The organism is Burkholderia sp. Ac-20344, assembly GCF_017104975.1.
GTDB lineage: Bacteria > Pseudomonadota > Gammaproteobacteria > Burkholderiales > Burkholderiaceae > Burkholderia.
The window spans coordinates 56,777-72,920 of record NZ_JAAGPP010000017.1 but is presented as its reverse complement, the minus strand read 5'-3'; the positions used below and the strand labels follow the sequence as shown (position 1 = coordinate 72,920).

11 protein-coding genes are annotated in these 16,144 nt (G+C 63.9%); 1 reads left to right on the top strand and 10 read right to left on the bottom strand.

The window, feature by feature from the left end; translation table 11 throughout:
• Nucleotides 1–659 precede the first annotated feature (659 nt).
• The 4 genes from G3N64_RS08625 to G3N64_RS08610 all read right to left on the bottom strand — a co-directional run bounded on the left by G3N64_RS08625 (nucleotide 660) and on the right by G3N64_RS08610 (nucleotide 6,435).
• Nucleotides 660–1,466 carry an oxidoreductase gene (locus tag G3N64_RS08625; protein ID WP_205783447.1) on the bottom strand — a complete coding sequence of 269 codons (807 nt, stop codon included), beginning with the start codon at nucleotides 1,464–1,466 and terminating at the stop codon, nucleotides 660–662.
• 31 nt (nucleotides 1,467–1,497) lie between these two features.
• Entirely contained in the window at nucleotides 1,498–4,635 is a 3,138-nt protein-coding gene (locus tag G3N64_RS08620) for an efflux RND transporter permease subunit (protein ID WP_205783446.1), read from the bottom strand.
• Nucleotides 4,632–5,735, bottom strand: a complete 1,104-nt coding sequence (locus G3N64_RS08615; protein ID WP_205783445.1) for an efflux RND transporter periplasmic adaptor subunit — start codon at nucleotides 5,733–5,735, stop codon at nucleotides 4,632–4,634. The genes G3N64_RS08620 and G3N64_RS08615 overlap by 4 nt, the downstream gene beginning before the upstream one ends.
• Before the next feature lie 82 nt (nucleotides 5,736–5,817).
• The gene (locus G3N64_RS08610; RefSeq protein ID WP_205783444.1) at nucleotides 5,818–6,435 is read right to left on the bottom strand and encodes a TetR/AcrR family transcriptional regulator; all 618 of its coding nucleotides are present in this window, start codon (nucleotides 6,433–6,435) and stop codon (nucleotides 5,818–5,820) included.
• Between the two features lie 77 nt (nucleotides 6,436–6,512).
• Between G3N64_RS08610 and G3N64_RS08605 the strand changes: the two genes are divergently transcribed.
• The gene (locus G3N64_RS08605; protein ID WP_205783443.1) at nucleotides 6,513–7,973 is read left to right on the top strand and encodes a TolC family protein; all 1,461 of its coding nucleotides are present in this window, start codon (nucleotides 6,513–6,515) and stop codon (nucleotides 7,971–7,973) included.
• A gap of 432 nt (nucleotides 7,974–8,405) precedes the next feature.
• Here G3N64_RS08605 and G3N64_RS08600 read toward each other — a convergent pair whose 3' ends face one another.
• The 6 genes from G3N64_RS08600 to G3N64_RS08575 form a co-directional block, all read right to left on the bottom strand.
• A complete protein-coding gene (locus tag G3N64_RS08600; protein WP_205783442.1) occupies nucleotides 8,406–9,554 on the bottom strand; it encodes a porin in 1,149 nt (382 codons plus the stop codon).
• 365 nt (nucleotides 9,555–9,919) lie between these two features.
• Entirely contained in the window at nucleotides 9,920–10,942 is a 1,023-nt protein-coding gene (locus tag G3N64_RS08595; protein ID WP_205783441.1) for a substrate-binding domain-containing protein, read from the bottom strand.
• Nucleotides 10,943–11,178: 236 nt separating this feature from the next.
• Nucleotides 11,179–11,484 (bottom strand): hypothetical protein, encoded by a 306-nt coding sequence (locus G3N64_RS39675; RefSeq protein ID WP_241020847.1) that lies wholly within the window; start codon nucleotides 11,482–11,484, stop codon nucleotides 11,179–11,181.
• Nucleotides 11,485–11,684: 200 nt separating this feature from the next.
• Entirely contained in the window at nucleotides 11,685–13,211 is a 1,527-nt protein-coding gene (locus tag G3N64_RS08585) for a mannitol dehydrogenase family protein (protein ID WP_205783440.1), read from the bottom strand.
• A gap of 37 nt (nucleotides 13,212–13,248) precedes the next feature.
• Nucleotides 13,249–13,977 (bottom strand): HAD-IA family hydrolase, encoded by a 729-nt coding sequence (locus tag G3N64_RS08580; RefSeq protein ID WP_205783439.1) that lies wholly within the window; start codon nucleotides 13,975–13,977, stop codon nucleotides 13,249–13,251.
• A 55-nt stretch (nucleotides 13,978–14,032) separates the two neighbouring features.
• The gene (locus G3N64_RS08575) at nucleotides 14,033–15,445 is read right to left on the bottom strand and encodes a sugar porter family MFS transporter (RefSeq protein ID WP_205783438.1); all 1,413 of its coding nucleotides are present in this window, start codon (nucleotides 15,443–15,445) and stop codon (nucleotides 14,033–14,035) included.
• Nucleotides 15,446–16,144 lie beyond the last annotated feature (699 nt).

Sequence of the window (16,144 nt, the reverse complement as noted above, 5' to 3'; positions counted from 1 at the left end):
CACGGCAACGATTCAAAGTTAAATGATTCGTGAAGTCTGGGGCGTTCCGCGGGGGGCGGTGGAATTCGTCGAAGCGCCAACTGGCAAGGGCCTTCGAACTGGGGAGCCGCCGATATTTACCGAGCACCGGTTCGCGCCGCGATTTTTAGTGTTTTTTAGTGTTCGCCGAGTGGCGTGGCGAATCCCGGGCTTTGGCTCGCCGATCGAATCGGACTGGGACACGAGCGTTGTTTGACTGTCAGCATCGAGCCAGCTCTACCGCTCGCTGCCCCAGTCGTCGAGGACACACGGGCTGGTGAGCTTCGGATGCAGCCACGCGCGCACTGTGTTTCGGGACAGGTCAGCGCGCCAGGCAATCTCGCGCAGCGGGACCTTCTCGCCAAGATACATCCGCCTGATCCTGGCCAGCGTGCCCGCTGTGACCACGTCTGAACACCCTGCTCAAAAGTCGAGCAGGGTATTCAATCATGCAGGAAAAAAATGAAACGTTCAGGCCGAATGGGTCAATTCCGGGTGGATGTCAACACGGCAGCTTAGGCCGAAATGTGGTGGCTGTTTAACGAATTCCGAGCGGCCACCATCGACGCGTCGCTGAACGGCCGTTTGGCTGGCGAGTATGTCGATGCGGGGCTGTTCAAGCCATTTCGTCGCCGACTGCGTCACGCGATCCGGAATTTTTTCCGCAGGCTCGAATCGACCGGGCCGGCTGGCATGAACCGTCGCAACTTGCGTAACAGCGACGCCTCACCGGTCGGCGTGCGTCGCATACGCCATGCGCCGAGCGCTGCGTCGACGATGGTGGCGGCCACGCCCTCGGGGTGCGGCGCGGTTTTCACGCCGTCGCCGACGGCGCGTGACGCAAGCGTGCGCTCTCGGTCGTAATCGGCAATCGGCACGCTTGCTTGCGGCGCGTTGACGTCCAGGTTGGTCCGCGTAAACGACGGCTCGACCAGCGTCGCGCGAATGCCGAACTGGCGCAGCTCGTGATCGAGCGATTCGGTCAGACCTTCCACCGCATGTTTGGATGCCGAATAGAGTCCCATGTACGGCGCCGGCAGGAAGCCGAGCACCGAGCTGACATTGACGATCCGGCCGCGCCGCTGTGCCCGCATGTGCGGAAGCACCGCATGGGTCGTACGCAGGATGCCGAATACGTTGGTGTCGAACAGGGCCGCTGCCTCGTCCACCGACGTTTCCTCCACCGCGCCGATCAGGCTCATGCCCGCATTGTTCACGAGCACGTCGATACGCGCGGCGCGGTCGATGATCGTCTGGATTCCGGATCGAACGGACGTGTCGTCACGCACGTCCATCTCGATCAGCTCGACGCCGGCAACCGGCGCCGTTCGCGCGATGCTGCGCACGGTGCCGAACACGCGGCACCCGCGTTTGGCGAATCGTTCTGCGGCGACGCGCCCGATGCCCGACGACACGCCGGTCACGACGACAACTGTGGACTTCGACATGACTGCTCCTTCGTTAGGATGAGTAGCGGTATCAATCGCGCGCGTCCAGCGCGGGCTGAAGTGCGGGCTCGCCTGGTGTTGCCGGTTCATGGTCGTGGCGGGCGGCGGCGGAATGGCCGGGCCGGATCCTGAACCAGATCGCATACATCGCCGGCAGGAATATCAGCGTGAGGATCGTCCCGGCGAACGTGCCGCCGATCAGCGTGTACGCGAGCGTCCCCCAAAACACCGAATGCGTGAGCGGAATGAACGCGAGCACGGCCGCCATGGCGGTCAGGATCACCGGGCGCGCCCGCTGCACGGTCGCTTCGACGACCGCGTGGAACGGATCCAGTCCCGCCTGTTCGTTCTGGTGAATCTGGCCGATCAGGATCAGCGTGTTGCGCATCAGGATCCCCGACAGCGCGATGAGGCCGACCAGCGCATTGATGCCGAACGGCTGCCGGAACAGGATCAGCGTGGGCACCACGCCGATCAAGCCGAGCGGGCTCGTCATGAACACCATCACCATCGCGGAGATCGAGCGCACCTGGAAGATGATGATGACGAGCGTGACTGCAAGCATGATCGGGAACAGCGGCAGCATCGCCTTCGTGGCCTTGCCGGATTCCTCGATGGAGCCGGCTTCCTCGATTCGATAGCCGCTCGGCAGCGCGGCGACGATCGGCTGAAGCTGCTTCGTGATCGCAGCCGACACGTCCGGCGGCTGCAAGCCGTCGGCGATGTCGCCACGCACCGTGAGCGTCGGCACGCGATCGCGCCAGCGCATGACCGGCTCCTCCATCCGCACGTCGACCTTGCCGACCTGCGACAGCGGGATGCGCTGCCCGTTCGCGCCGGCGAGCGTGAAGTCGTCGAGCCGCGCCGGGTCGAGCCGCGCATCGCCGCCCGAACGCGCGATCACCTGCACGGTCCGGATATCCTCGCGCACCGCGGTGACGGGCACCCCGGTCAGCAGGAACTGCAACTGCTGCGCGACCGCGCTGGACGTCAACCCGACTGCCTGCAGGCGATCCTGCTGCAACGTGAAATGCAGCGTCGGCGCGCGGGTGCCCCAGTCGGCATTGACCGTGCGCATCATCGGGCTGCCGGTCATCGTGCGCTCGACGTCGGCCGCGATGCCGCGCAGCTTGTCCGGATCGGGGCCCGTGACCCGGTAAGCCACCGGGAACGGTGAATACGGCCCGAACACGAGCTGCGTGACGCGCACGCGCGCTTCGGGCGCGAGGCCGTCGGCGATGGCCCTCCGCAGGCGCGCCTTCAACGCGTCGCGCTCGTCCTGGCTGTCGGTGCGCACCACGATCTTCGCGAACGACGGATCGGGCAGCTCCGGTCCCATCGCCAGATAAAAGCGCGGCGCGCCCTGGCCGACGTACGCGGTGACGATCCTCGCTTCCTGCTGCTTCGCGAGCCACGCTTCGACCTTCGACGTGGCGGCGCTCGTTTGCGAAATCGACGTGCCGTACGGCATCTGCACCTCGATCAGCACTTCGGGGCGATCGGAGATCGGGAAAAACTGCTTCTTGACGACGGCCATGCCGAGAATCGCGAGCACGAACAGGCCGACGACCGAACCGGCGACGAGCCATTTGCGGGCGATCACGCGCGTCAGCAGTTGGCGGAAGCGGTTGTAGCGGGGCGTGTCGTAGATCGCATCGTGACCGCCTTCGAACTTCTCGAGGTTCGGCAGCATCTTCACGCCGAGGTACGGCGTGAAGGCCACGGCAATGACCCACGATGCGATCAGCGCGATCCCGACGATCCAGAACATGTTGCTGGTGTATTCGCCCGCGGTGGAGCGCGCGAAGCCGTTCGGCATGAAACCGACCGCGGTCACCAGCGTGCCGGCCAGCATCGGCGCGGCCGTATGGCTCCACGCGTACGCCGATGCGGCCACGCGGTCGTAGCCTTCCTCCATCTTCACGACCATCATTTCGATCGCGATGATCGCGTCGTCGACCAGCAGCCCGAGCGCGAGGATCAGCGAGCCGAGCGTGATGCGGTCGAAGTTCTTGCCGGTGGCGGCCATCACGACGAACACCACGGCCAGCGTCAGCGGCACGGCCGCGGCGACGACGAGGCCCACGCGCCAGCCCATGCTGACGAAGCTCACCAGCATCACGACGAGCAGCGCGGCGAAGAACTTGACCATGAACTCGTCGACGGCGGAGCTGATGTTCACGGACTGGTCGGTGACCTTGGTCAGGCTCATGCCGAGCGGCATCTCCGCGTTGATCGCGCCGACTTCCCGGTCCAGCGCGCGGCCGAGGTCGAGCCCGTTCCAGCCGTCGCGCATCACGATGCCCAGCAGCAGCGCGGGCTCGCCGTTGTTGCGGATCAAGAACGTCGACGGGTCTTCGTAGCCGCGCTCGACGGTGGCGATGTCCGACAGTTTCAGCGTGCGGCCCTGCGCGACGATCGGCGTGTCGCGAATCTTCTGCAGCTTGTCGAATGCGCCTTCCACGCGAATGAAGATCTCCGGCCCTCGCGTCTCGACGGAGCCGGCCGGCGTCAGCGCGTTCTGGCCGTTGAGCGCGGCGAACACGTCCTGCGGGCTCACGCCGAGCGTCGCGAGCCGGTCGTGCGACAGCTGCACGTAGATGCGCTCCGCCTGTTCGCCGATGATGTCGACCTTCTTCACGCCCGGCACATGCAGCAGGCGCTGACGCTGCATCTCCGCATCGCGCACCAGCAGGCGCTGCGGTTCGCCCTTGGCCTTCAGCGCGAACAGCGCAAACGTGACGTCTGCGTATTCGTCGTTGACCATCGGGCCGATCACGCCGGCCGGCAGATCGTTCGCGACGTCGCCGATCTTCTTGCGCGCCTGATAGAACTGCTCCTGCACCTCGGACGGCGGCGTGCTGTCGAGCAACGTCAGCGTCGTGAACGCGAGGCCGGGGCGCGTGTAGGTTTCGCTGCGGTCGTACCAGCGCAGCTCCTGCATGCGCTTTTCGATCTTTTCGGCAACCTGGTCGTGCATTTCCTGCGCGGTGGCGCCCGGCCACGCGGTGACGATGGTCATCACCTTGACCGTGAATGCAGGGTCTTCCGCGCGGCCCAGCTTGAAGAACGACACGAGCCCCGCGAGCGAAATCAGGCAGATCAGGAACAGCGTGATCGCGCGCTCGCGGACCGCGAGCGCCGACAGGTTGAAGCGGCGCTCGCTCACGGCCGGCCTCCTTCGCGCTGCGTGGCCACGCGAACCGCTTCGCCGTCATGCAGCAACTGCGCGCCGAGCGCGACGACCCGGTCGCCTTGCTTGAGTGCGCCGGACACGCGCGCGCTGTCGTCGTCCAGATGTTCGACCGTGACCGGCCGCCATCCCACCTTGGCCGGATCGCCTGCGACGACCCACACACCGGGCCCTTTGCCCCCGTCCAGCAGCGCGCCGATCGGCACCTGCAGGCCGGCTTGCGGCGTCGCGCGTGCGTCGTCCGGCATGCGGATCGTGACGGTCGCACCCAGCGGTGCGGCGACCAGCGCGCCCTGCAGCACGTAGCGTGCTTCGAACGTGCGCGTTCGCGCATCCGCGGAATCGGAGAGCTGGCGCAGCGTCGCGGGGACACTCGAGCCCGGCTTGCCGAACAGCTCGGCCTGCGCCATGGAGCCGACCGCGGGGCGCAGCGTTTCCGGCAACTGGATCACGGCTTCCCGGCTGCCGGCGTGCGCGAGCCGCACGACGGGCTGGCCGGCGCTGACGACCTGGCCGGGTTCCGCGAGCGTTTCCATTACGACGCCGTCGCCGTCCGCAACGAGTTCCGCATAGCCGGTCGCATTGCGCGCGACGTCGGCGTCGGCTTCGGCGGCGCTCAGCTGGGCTTTCGCGGCATCGGCCGCGGCCTTGACCTGGTCATAGGCCGATGCCGATATCGCGCCGGTGCCGCGCAGGTCGCGGTAGCGCGCTTCGTCCTCGGCGGTCTGCCGCGCGCGTGCCCGTGCTGCGGCCACGGCTTCGTCGCGTGCGCGCGCCGCGAGCTTCAGGTCGACGGGATCGATCCGCATCAGCGGCTGGCCGCGCCGGACGGTTTGTCCGGTATCGACGAGCCGCTCCAGCACCTTGCCGGACACCCGGAACCCGAGGTCGCTTTGCACGCGTGCAGCGACGATTCCGGTAAACGAGCGGGACGCTGGCACGGCTGCCTGCACGATGGCGGTACGCACGAGCGGCGCCTCCGTGCGCGGATCGGAAGGCGCTTTTCCGCTGCAGGCGGCTAGCGCGAAGGGCAGCGCCGAAGCGACTGCGAGGAGAGCGAGGCGACGCCGGACCATGAAAGACCCACTGACGAAGTGATCGGGGCTTTCATTGTGTATCTAGTGACCATTATAGTCAATGGTCACAAATGGTGTCGGTTCAAGGGGCGAGGCTGCGGAGCACCAGACTCGACAACTGCGCGGGCGCGGCATCGGTCGTGTCGAGGTTGTACTGCAGCAGCAGCGGGTTCAGGTACGGCCGCATGACGAGGTAGATCGCCGTCGCGGTTTCGTCCAGCGGCGTCTTGCGCTCGAACTCGCCGCTTTGCCGGCCCGCCTGCAGCACCTCCTGCAGCAGCTTTTGCACGCGCGCCTCATAGGCCTGCACCGATTGCCAGTTGCCGGTGGCGGCCGACGCGGCGATGTCGTACAGCTTGCGGTCGCGGAAGAACAGCCGCAGGCTCGCTTCGGTAAAGACCTTGAACATGCGCCGCAGCTTTTCGGTGGGCAGTGCCGCTTCGGCGACGGCGGCGCGCACGTCGGATTCGATTTCGTGCAGGCAGTTCGCGCAGATCATCTCGCCGATCGCCTGTTTCGATTCGAAGAACTTGTAGATATAGGCCTTCGAGAAACCGATGGCCTTCGCGAGGTCGGACACGGTCGTCTTTTCATAGCCGTACCGGCTGAAGTGCTCGGTTGCGGCGGCCACGATCTGATCCCGCACGTCGTGATCGGCCGGGCCGCGCGCGGGAGCGGGGGAAGCGGTGTTTTCTTTCATGGGTTGCGGCTGGCAGGGATGGACAACGAGTGACTATTTGGTATTATAGTCACAACCTGGTCTTTGCTAAAACCGTCATGCTACCGAAACCCATCGTTGCCGCGGTGCTGGCCGCGCTCCTGTCGGCGGGATGTGCCGTCGGTCCCGACTACGTGCGGCCGGACATGGCCATGCCGCAACGCTTCCAGGGGCAGAGCGCCGTGGAGCAGCGGCACGCGGCGGCCGAAGCGGAGCTCGCGACGTGGTGGGCGGGCTTCGGCGATCCGCAGTTGACCCGGTTCGTCACGCTCGCGCTCGCGCAGAACCTCGATCTCGCGCAGGCCGCGGCACGCGTCACGCAAGCGCGTGCCGGGCTCGGTGCGGCCAATGCAGCGCTGTTGCCTTCGGGCAATGTGACCGGTCAAGCCGCGCGCGTCTACCAGTCGGTCGAAACGCCGTTGGGGCGCGTGCTGAATTCGACGCCCGGTTTCGACCGTCACGGCAACGATTACGAGGCCGATTTCAACGCAAGCTGGGAACTGGACGTGTTCGGCGGGTTGCGCCGCGGGCGGGAAGCCGCGCTCGCCGACTATCAGGCCTCCGAAGCGGCGGCGGTCGCCACGCGCCTTGCCGTGGCCGCGCAGACGGCGGACATCACCATCACGATTCGCGGGTTGCAGGGCCGGCTGACGGTCGCGCGGCATCAGGTGCAGACCGAACAGGATCTGCTGTCGACCATCAATCTGCTGGTTGGAAAAGGGCTCGCGGCGGAGCTTCAGGTCAGGCAGGCCGAAGGTGCGCTCGCTCGGGTTCGCGCAACGGTGCCGGTGTTCGAAGCGGCGCTGGATGCGGCGATGAATGCGCTCGACGTGATGCTCGGCTCGCAACCCGGTACGTATCGCGCGGAATTGCTCGACGGCGGCGACGTGCCGGTTGCTCCTCGGATCGCGGCGACGGGAACGCCTGGCGAACTCCTCAGGCGGCGGCCCGACCTGATCGTCGCCGAGCGGCGCCTTGCGGCGTCGAACGCGCGCATCGGCGTGGCCATTGCCGAGTATTACCCGAAGTTCTCGCTGAGCGGGTTGATCGGTAGCGCGACGACGATGGGCGCGGGCAACCTGTTTGCCGGCGGCGCGAACCAGGCTGCCGGCGTGCTCGGCCTGCGCTGGCGCTTGTTCGACTTCGGCCGCATCAATGCGCAGATCGCGCAAGCCAAAGGGCAGGATGCCGAAATGTTGGCTGCGTATCGGCTCGCGGTGCTGCACGCCACCGAGGACGTCGAGAACGCGTTCTCGGCACTCGTCAAACGCGACGAACAGGCGGCCGTGCTCGCCGACGGCGTCGATTCGCTCGGCCGCGCGAGGGCCGCGTCGTTCGCGGCGTACCAGAAAGGCGTCGTCAGCCTGGTCGAAGTGTTGCAGGCCGACGAAAGCCTGCTGCGCGCATCGGACGAACGCGTGCAGGCGCAAACCGAAGCGGCTCGGGCGTCGGTGGCTGCGTTCAAGGCGCTCGGCGGAGGATGGCAAGGGTTGGCTTCCGAAGCCGTCGCCAGTCGATAACGGCCGTACGTACCGACGCCTTGGCGGGGAGTGACGTCGTCGTCCCTGTTCTTTGTGCGATGCGTGCTCTGGAACATGCGATCCAAGCGGATGACAGGTGCGGAAAGCCGGGAACTCACCCGTCGGGCAGCTCCAGATCGAGATGGCGCAGCGAGTACGCCCATATCGCGGCGCACAGGCTCGGAATCTATCGAGCGTTGGCGATTCGACCGACCGATTCGGGATGCGAGAGTGTTTGGGCAAAGCGGTGTCGGGACGAAGTTGTGTCGCGGCGGCGACAGGGGACTCGGCAACTTCGAGGTGTCGATATAGTTGGTAGACCGTAAGAATCGTTGAAAACGGGATGGATGCTGCATCCCGTTACCATCTTCGCCTCCCCCGGCACGATTTGCCGACGCGCTGCAACGGTTGCGCGCGCCTCGTTCCATGGCTTCAGAAGTGATGCAGCAATGCGATACGCGCGACATACTGGTTAGGGCCGGACGAGATGTCCGCCGCGCCCGGCACGTATGCGTAGTCGAAGTCGGTACCGGTATGGGCGTTCACCGCGCGTTGGTAAACACCTTCGACGAAGACCGATGTCCGCTTTGACAGGTCGTAATTGAGCTTCGTGCTCAATTGATGCCACTTCGGGTTGAATGCGCCGATTGTCGAATCGACCCGCGCCTGCGTGTAGGTATATGCCGCGCCGACGTAGAACGCGGACGTGAAGTGATAGAGCCCGTTGACTTCGAAGTTGTCGAACTTCCACGACTTCCACGTGCCGCCCGGCGGTTGGGTCGTACCGGTGAAGTAGGCGTTTGACGTCGGATCGTAGACGTCGACATGCGAATACGCGAAACCGATCAGCGCGTTTGAGAACGCGTAGTTGACGCCGATTCCGATATTTTGCTGCGACGACGCGTCGAACGTATTGTCACCCGTGATCGCCCCGTTCGAATCGGCGTTGCGTGCGTTGCCGATCTTGAGGTACGACGCGCCAATCGTCAGGCCGCCTTGCTGAAATTGAAGCGCCGCACTGTATAGACGGTTGTTTGCAAAACCGCCCGCCTGGTTGCTGAAGCCATACATGGCCTCGGCGGTGAAACCGTGCCAGACCGGCGACACATATTTGACCGCGTTGTTGACGCGAAACGAGTAGTCGGTATTGTCGTTGTCGTACGGATGCGCGAACAGGTATCCGGTCCAGTTGCCGTTTGCGGTCAGCGGGGAGAACAGATCGACGCTTGGATCGTACTGCCGGCCGAGCGTGATGGTGCCGTAGCGATTCGACGCGATGCCGACGAACGCCTGCCGCCCGAAGGCCCGCCCGCCCTGGTTCATTTTTCCGTTGTTCACGTCGAAGCCGCTTTCGAGTTGAAAGACCGCCTGATAGCCGCCGCCCAGATCTTCGACGCCTTTGATGCCCCAGCGGCTGCCGTAGTCGTAGCCGCTTTGCAGTTGCACGGTGCCGTGTCCGCGCGCGTTGCTGGTGTAGTTGATACCGTCCTCGATCTTGCCATACAGCGTCACGCTGCTCTGCGCGTGTGCGGTCGCAGCCAGCACGGCGACGGGAATGACGATTCCCCAATGTTTGATCATCGTGATTTACCCCCAGGGTCATTTGCTTGCCGGTCGGATGCGTGTCGCATCTCGTGCACGACGTCGGGCTTGTCCGGGCCGATGCGACGGGCGCAGTGTAATAAGCCGTTTTTCCGCTGTTAGTCCCTTGGCGTGGAAAGGTGCTCTCCACGTACGTGGCTGTTTGACGGTACCGAAAGCGGGTAGGGGCGGGGGAGCGGCGGGTGCCGAAGTTGCCGGTGCCGGACGATCGGCGACCGAAGGGTGAATGCGGCGGATAGCTCTTATGCGGTGCTATACGTCGCCGGTGGCATGGGAAGCAGAGTGCGGTGTTCGATGTGTTTCCGGCGCTTGAGTATTCTCGATGGGGGCTGGCAATGCTGCGCTCATAGTGCATGTACGGGGCCGTCCGTATCCCCGGGTTCGATCACGGGCTGCTCGAGTCGCTGATGTGGAGCGCCTTCGGCACGCGCGCGAAGAACCAGGTCCGCCAGCAAACAGCCTGTCGCATGCCCGGTCGGTTGTAAAACGGCGGTCACGCGATGGGGGTGAGAGACATCCAGAGGCACGCCGTCGTAAACAATCAGCGAAAAATCCCGCCCCAATCGCAGCCCGCTGTCGACCAGTGCGCGATATGCGCCGCCGCCCGAGATATTGTTGTCGACCAGCAGCGCCGTCGGCCGTTCTGCGCGCGTCAGCAGTTCTCGTGCGGCTTGCAGTCCGTCGTCACGCTTCATTGGACACTCGACAAGCAGCGCAGGATCCGGCGCGATACCGGCATCGCGCATTGCCGCGAGGTAACCCACTCGACGCTGCGCCGAGAAATTCAATGCAAGCGGAGCGCTGATCATCGCAATGCGGCGATGACCCAAGGCGATCAGCCGTTGCACGGCCATCTTTGCGCCAGCCTCGTTGTCGAAGTCGAACCACACGCAAGATTCGCTGCCGTGCGAGCGGCCGTAGGCAACGTATGGAAACTTGCGCGATTGAAGGAAGGCGATGCGCGGGTCGTTGCCCAGCGTGCGCGCGACGATCAGCCCGTCGACGAGCTTGCCGTCGACGATCCGGCGGTAGGTGGCCAGTTCGGCGTCCGGTCGAGCGGCCACGATGAAAAAATCCAGGTCACACTCGGCGAGCCGCTCGGCAATACCCGCGATGACCTCACCGAATCGCGGATCGCCGAGATCGTCGGCGTCGAATGGATACACGATGCCAATTGCATCGGCGCGTCCCATGGCCAGCCGACGCGCAGTCGGGTCCGCGACATAGTCCATTTCACGCGCCAGCTTCATTACCCGTTCACGCGTCGCCTTGCTGACGTCGCTATAACCGTTCAACGCCCGGCTGACCGTCGTGCGCGACAGTCCAAGCGCATCCGATAGCGCTTTCAGGTTCACCTTCGCTGTCATTTCCGATACTCCGCACCTTGCCAAACCGCAATTCGAGTTGGCTGATTGACGCCACATGACACGTGGCGTGTCAAAAGATACGGAAATCAAAAACGATCTCCGTTGGAACCTGACATTCCTTTACGGTACGAAGTTCTATTGGTTAATAATGTAATTAAATTTGCATGATTGGTTGTCGATCAAGCCGTATTTGAAGCAGGCCGCGAAGCGAATCAATATGAATCGACTATCTCGGGTTACTTGCCGTGTTGCTCCCACAAGTTCGACCACGATCGGATAAGTTCGAGGTTCACAATCATGTCACGCATGACGCCATCGGCCCCGAGCGGATGAAACATATGCTTGCGTACGCTATAGAAAATCCTGGCGAGGATCACAATCTTCCTCGTTCTCTCGGCACAATAGCCACAATGTGGCCGTAGCAGGCTGTATTGCCGTTCCAGTCGGTACACAGCGGTTGGATTCGGCGCGGCCACGTCGTTCTCGCGCAGAATTTTCTCTATTTTGTTAGCGATCTTGCGAATATGTGATGAGGTCTTCATTCTATTTTATTGTTGATTGTTCCATCGCGCGAGGTAACTTGGTCTTATCGGGAAGATTTCATGAGGTGCTTATACGCAGGTCGACGTCGCTGTATCAATGTATGGGCTTCGTTCCGAAAACATATGACGGGCTATCCGTGCGGGCACCCGCACGTCGGTCGATGCAATGATTGCGACGGTGAAAGCGAGCGACGCAATGGTCATTCGTCCGATTCGAGCGCGAGTCGTACTGCATCGCGAGTCGAACGTTGTGCGATGGCTACCTGCATCGTGCGGAATAGCTCGGTGAATCTTGCACTTTCCCGAAGGCGAAGTGCGGCGAACGGCTTGGCATCCAGTATTGCAAGTGGATCACCGCCTCCCACGCGCTCAAAGTCCGATTGATCGAGTTGCGGCTCGTCGACTGCGAACCTGCTGCCGAGGTCGTCGACGCCGCTCAGATAGTGTTGATAGCATGCCAGCAGCAGTGCTTCACGCCGGATGTCACGGTCGAGCCGGATCAGTGTGCCGATGGTTTTTTCATGAAACACCGGGATCTTGGATGCCCCGTCACACCCGACTCGCAGCAACTGATCGCCGAGCGCGGGGTTGCCGAAACGTTCAAGTATGCTGGCGGCATAGTCGCCTGCCGAAATGTCGCTCGGCAGCGTGAGGATCGGCCCGACATCCCGCATGAGGAAGGCGTCGAGCAACGCAGCGAGATCGCGATCGGCCATCGCGTCATGGACGAAGCGATGACCGAGCAGAATCGCCGGATAGGCAAGCAACATATGCGCCGCGTTCAGCATCCGCCCTTTCATGGCTTCATAGGCGCCGACGTCCTCGCACAACTCGACACCCACGGCGTCGAATGCCGGTCGTCCTGCGCTGAAGCTGTCCTCGATCACCCATTGCGAGAAGGTCTCGGCAACGACGGGCACCCTGTCGCCGATACCCGACAGCCGGTTGGCATGCATGCGGACCTGGTCCGTCACCTGGGGGGCGATCCGATCCACCATGCTGTTCGGGAACGCGACGTATCGTTCGATCCAGACGGCAAGATCTACGTCGACCGCACGCGCGAAGTCCAGTATCGCGCGTCGCGCGGTATCGCCGTTGGCGCGAAGGTTGTCGCAGGACATCACGGTAAAAGGTGAAGCGTTGGCCGCACGGCGACGCCTCAGCGCTTCGACGATAAACCCGAAAGCGGTGCGCGGCGGACCGCCCAGCAAATCGTGCGCGACATCGGGCGTGTCGAGCCGAAATGCGCCGGTCGTCTCGTCCAGGTTGTAACCGCCTTCGGTAATGGTCAGCGAAACGATGCGGATTGCCGGGTCGGCGAGCTTGCTCAGCACGGCCTCCGGGTCGCTCGGCGCATGCAGATACTCGATGATCGCGCCAATTACGCGCGCGCTTGCAGCGCCGTTGCTCGAGAATTCGGTCAGCGTATAGAGGCAGTCCTGTGCGCAGAGCGCGTCGGCCTTGGCTGCCGAGGACCGGCTGTTGCCGAGGCCGATACCGCAAATTGCCCAGTCATGGTGACCGGGCAAATGTAGCAGGCGATCGATGTAGCGCGCCTGATGGGTGCGATGAAAATTGCCGACGCCAATATGGGCGATGCCCGCCGTCAGCAGACGATGATCGTATGCGGGCGTCGGAATGGATGCCGCGACGCGGTCGAGGGTTGCGTGGGAGAGCGGATGGCGCATGCCATCCATGCGATCTGGAGCGGATTCGTTGTGGTTCATGGTCGCAGAGAGGTTCTCGATCGGGTAGGACGGGAGGTCATGCGTACGGGCGAGAAGCGGGCGTCGTGCCGGGAATCTGCCGTAGCCAGGCGTCGACGAGCGACGGCAACGCGTCCATGTCGTCGAAGACGGCGCAGACACCCGCGGCGCGCAGCTTGTCCGCTTGCGTTCGGGCCGCATGCGCGGCGCCCACGAACCCGAGCACGGTCATGCCGGCGGCAATCGCGGCGGCGGTACCTGTCGCGCTGTCTTCCACGACGATGCAGCGTTCGGGCGCGACCTGCATGTGCCGGGCGGCGGACAGATAAACGTCGGGCGCCGGCTTCGGCGATGGCACCTGGTCGGCCGTGAACAGTCGTTCGCCGAATGCGTTGGCCAGGCCGATGCGGCCGACCACGCTGCGTACATACGCAAGATCGCTGTTGCTTGCGCAGGCCTTCACGAGCGGAATGGCGGAGAGCGCATCGCGCACGCCTGCGATGGCGGGGGCATTCACGGCACTCGCGTGGGCGTCATCGCGGATCGCTTCAATCGTTTCGTCATCGAGTTGACGATCGACGACGGCCCCGACCGTTCGGAGCAGCGCCTCTGCTCGCATGCCGAGCATGGGACGCACGACATCGCGAAGACCGGCCAGTCCCCAGAGACGTTCGAGACGGGTCACGATGACGTGCTCGGCGAACGCCTCGCTGTTGATGAGTACGCCGTCGCAATCGCTGATCAACGCACAGTCCGAAAGCGGACGTGTGACAGTAGGTTCGTTCATGTCGGTTTCCGCGATGAGGAAAAGAGCTGGGGGGAATGGATCGGATTCGGTGCGGTCATGAATGGCGCGGCCCGAACGTTCCGCGTTTCAAGGCGCGCTCGATGTCTTCGAGGCTGCGGCCGCGCGTTTCGGGCACCATGAAGTAGATGAACGCCCATGCGAGCGCGTTGAGCGCTGCGTACGCCCACATCGCGCCGCCGACACCGAGCCACTGGGTCACGGTCAGTGCGGTGCCGGTCAGCAGCAGATTCGAGCCCCAGAGCATCGCGGCGTGCGCGCCGGTGGCCTGGTTCCGAATGGCGACCGGGTAGATTTCCGCGCCGGTCAGCCAGCCGATGACCTGGATTCCGCCGGCGTTGAACACCATGAATGCGATCAGGCAGACGATGATCCAGATCTGTTGCATGTGCGTAACGATGTCGCCGCGCAGCAGGCAGCCAAGCATGACGAGGCTTGCGGCGGCGACGGGCAGCGTCGTCAGGCTGATGGTGCGGCGGCCGACATGGTCGATGATGAGTTTGCCGACGAATGTCATCACGAGGTACGTGATGGCAACGCCGAGCGCCGCCCAGAGCGACGCCGACGCGCCGAACCCTGCGTCGCGCAGGAACGTCGGCGTGTAGTAGATCATCATCTCGATGCCGGTGAGCTGGGTGAAGGCGGCGACGCCGAGGCCCGCGACGAGCGCGGGGCGTACCCAACGCTCGCGCATCGCACTCCAGCCCGAAGTCGCGTTGTGCTGCTGCCGCTCGACGACGTCCTGAATATCCGCAATCTCGCGCCGCACGGCCGCTCGAGATTCCCGCACCTTCGACAATTCGGCATGCGCGTCGTCGACGCGATCCTGCTCGACGAGCCAGCGCGGGCTGCGCGGCAATTTGGTCATGCCGAAAAACAGGATGACTGACGGTACGACCGCCGCACCAATCATCGCGCGCCACGGAAACAGATCGTTTCCGGCCACGCCGATCAGCGCCGCGAGCAGGATGCCGATGCCGATCGATACGTTGAAGTAGGTGACGAGGCGACCGCGCTTGTCCGGTTCCGCGAGTTCTGCAATGTAGGTCGGCACGATCTGCGTCGAGCCGCCGACGGCGAAACCGAGCACCAGTCGCGAAATCGCGAGCGACCACACGTCCGGCGACAGTGCGGCAGCCAGCACGCCGACCGCATAGATCGCGGAGACGATCATGATGGTTCTGCGGCGTCCGAATGCGGCGGACATGCGTGTGCCGAGCAGTGCGCCGATCACCGCACCGAGCAGGATGACGGCGGCGACGAGTTCCTGTGCGTGGTAGTCGAGGCCGAAGTCTCGTGCGATAAGGGGCAGCGCACCTGAAATGATGCCGGTGTCGTACCCGTAGAGCCCCCCGGAAATCGCCGCGACCGAGGCCACGGTGCGCATGTAGGTGGACGGGGCGGCTCGTTCCGACGGGTGGGCGTCGGGAAGCACGGAGTCGGAAGCCATGGTAGTTCTCCTTGGAATGTCGCTCGTCGCATGGGCGAGCGAAGGCGCAGCGTGACGGCATGTGCCGGCAGCAGCCAAAGACGCCACGGGATCGGTGGCGGGTGACGCGCTACGCCGAATGAACCGATGAGGGGCCGGGCGGCGCACAGCAGGCGAGCGCATGGGTGCGAGTGGGCGGCATGCCGTCGCGTCGGACAAACGGAAAGCGCCGATAGGGCGGGCGCCCGGCTCGTACGCGGGTGGATTGCTTCAAGCAAGTCATGTCGATCACAGAGTGGGGAAATCGCTCGCTGGCCGATCCAAACCGGTTTGGATCGAGGGCGCGACGATTCCTCTGGTTGAGCACGATCTTGAGCCGCACTTTCGAGGAAGGCGCCAGTGTCTCCGCTGGCGCTTCACAGCCTGTATTGCAGGCAGACGATTCCGCCGTTGCCGGCCGGAATCGTGATGGCATTCCGGCGAGCCGATATATCGGGCCGGAAAGAGGGGCAGAACAGCCGAGAGCAGCTGGTGCGAAACGGCTTCGCAACGAGATCGAAGGGATGCAAGCGTCGCGGAATGTGAACAATTATCCTTAAAATGATCAAAAGATCAAGTTAACGAAATTGTTGGATGCGCCGATCGTGTCGCGTTCAGAAACTGACATCGACCGCATCGGCAGCGATGGCACCGAATGCGTAGGCCGTTTCGCGGCGCTGT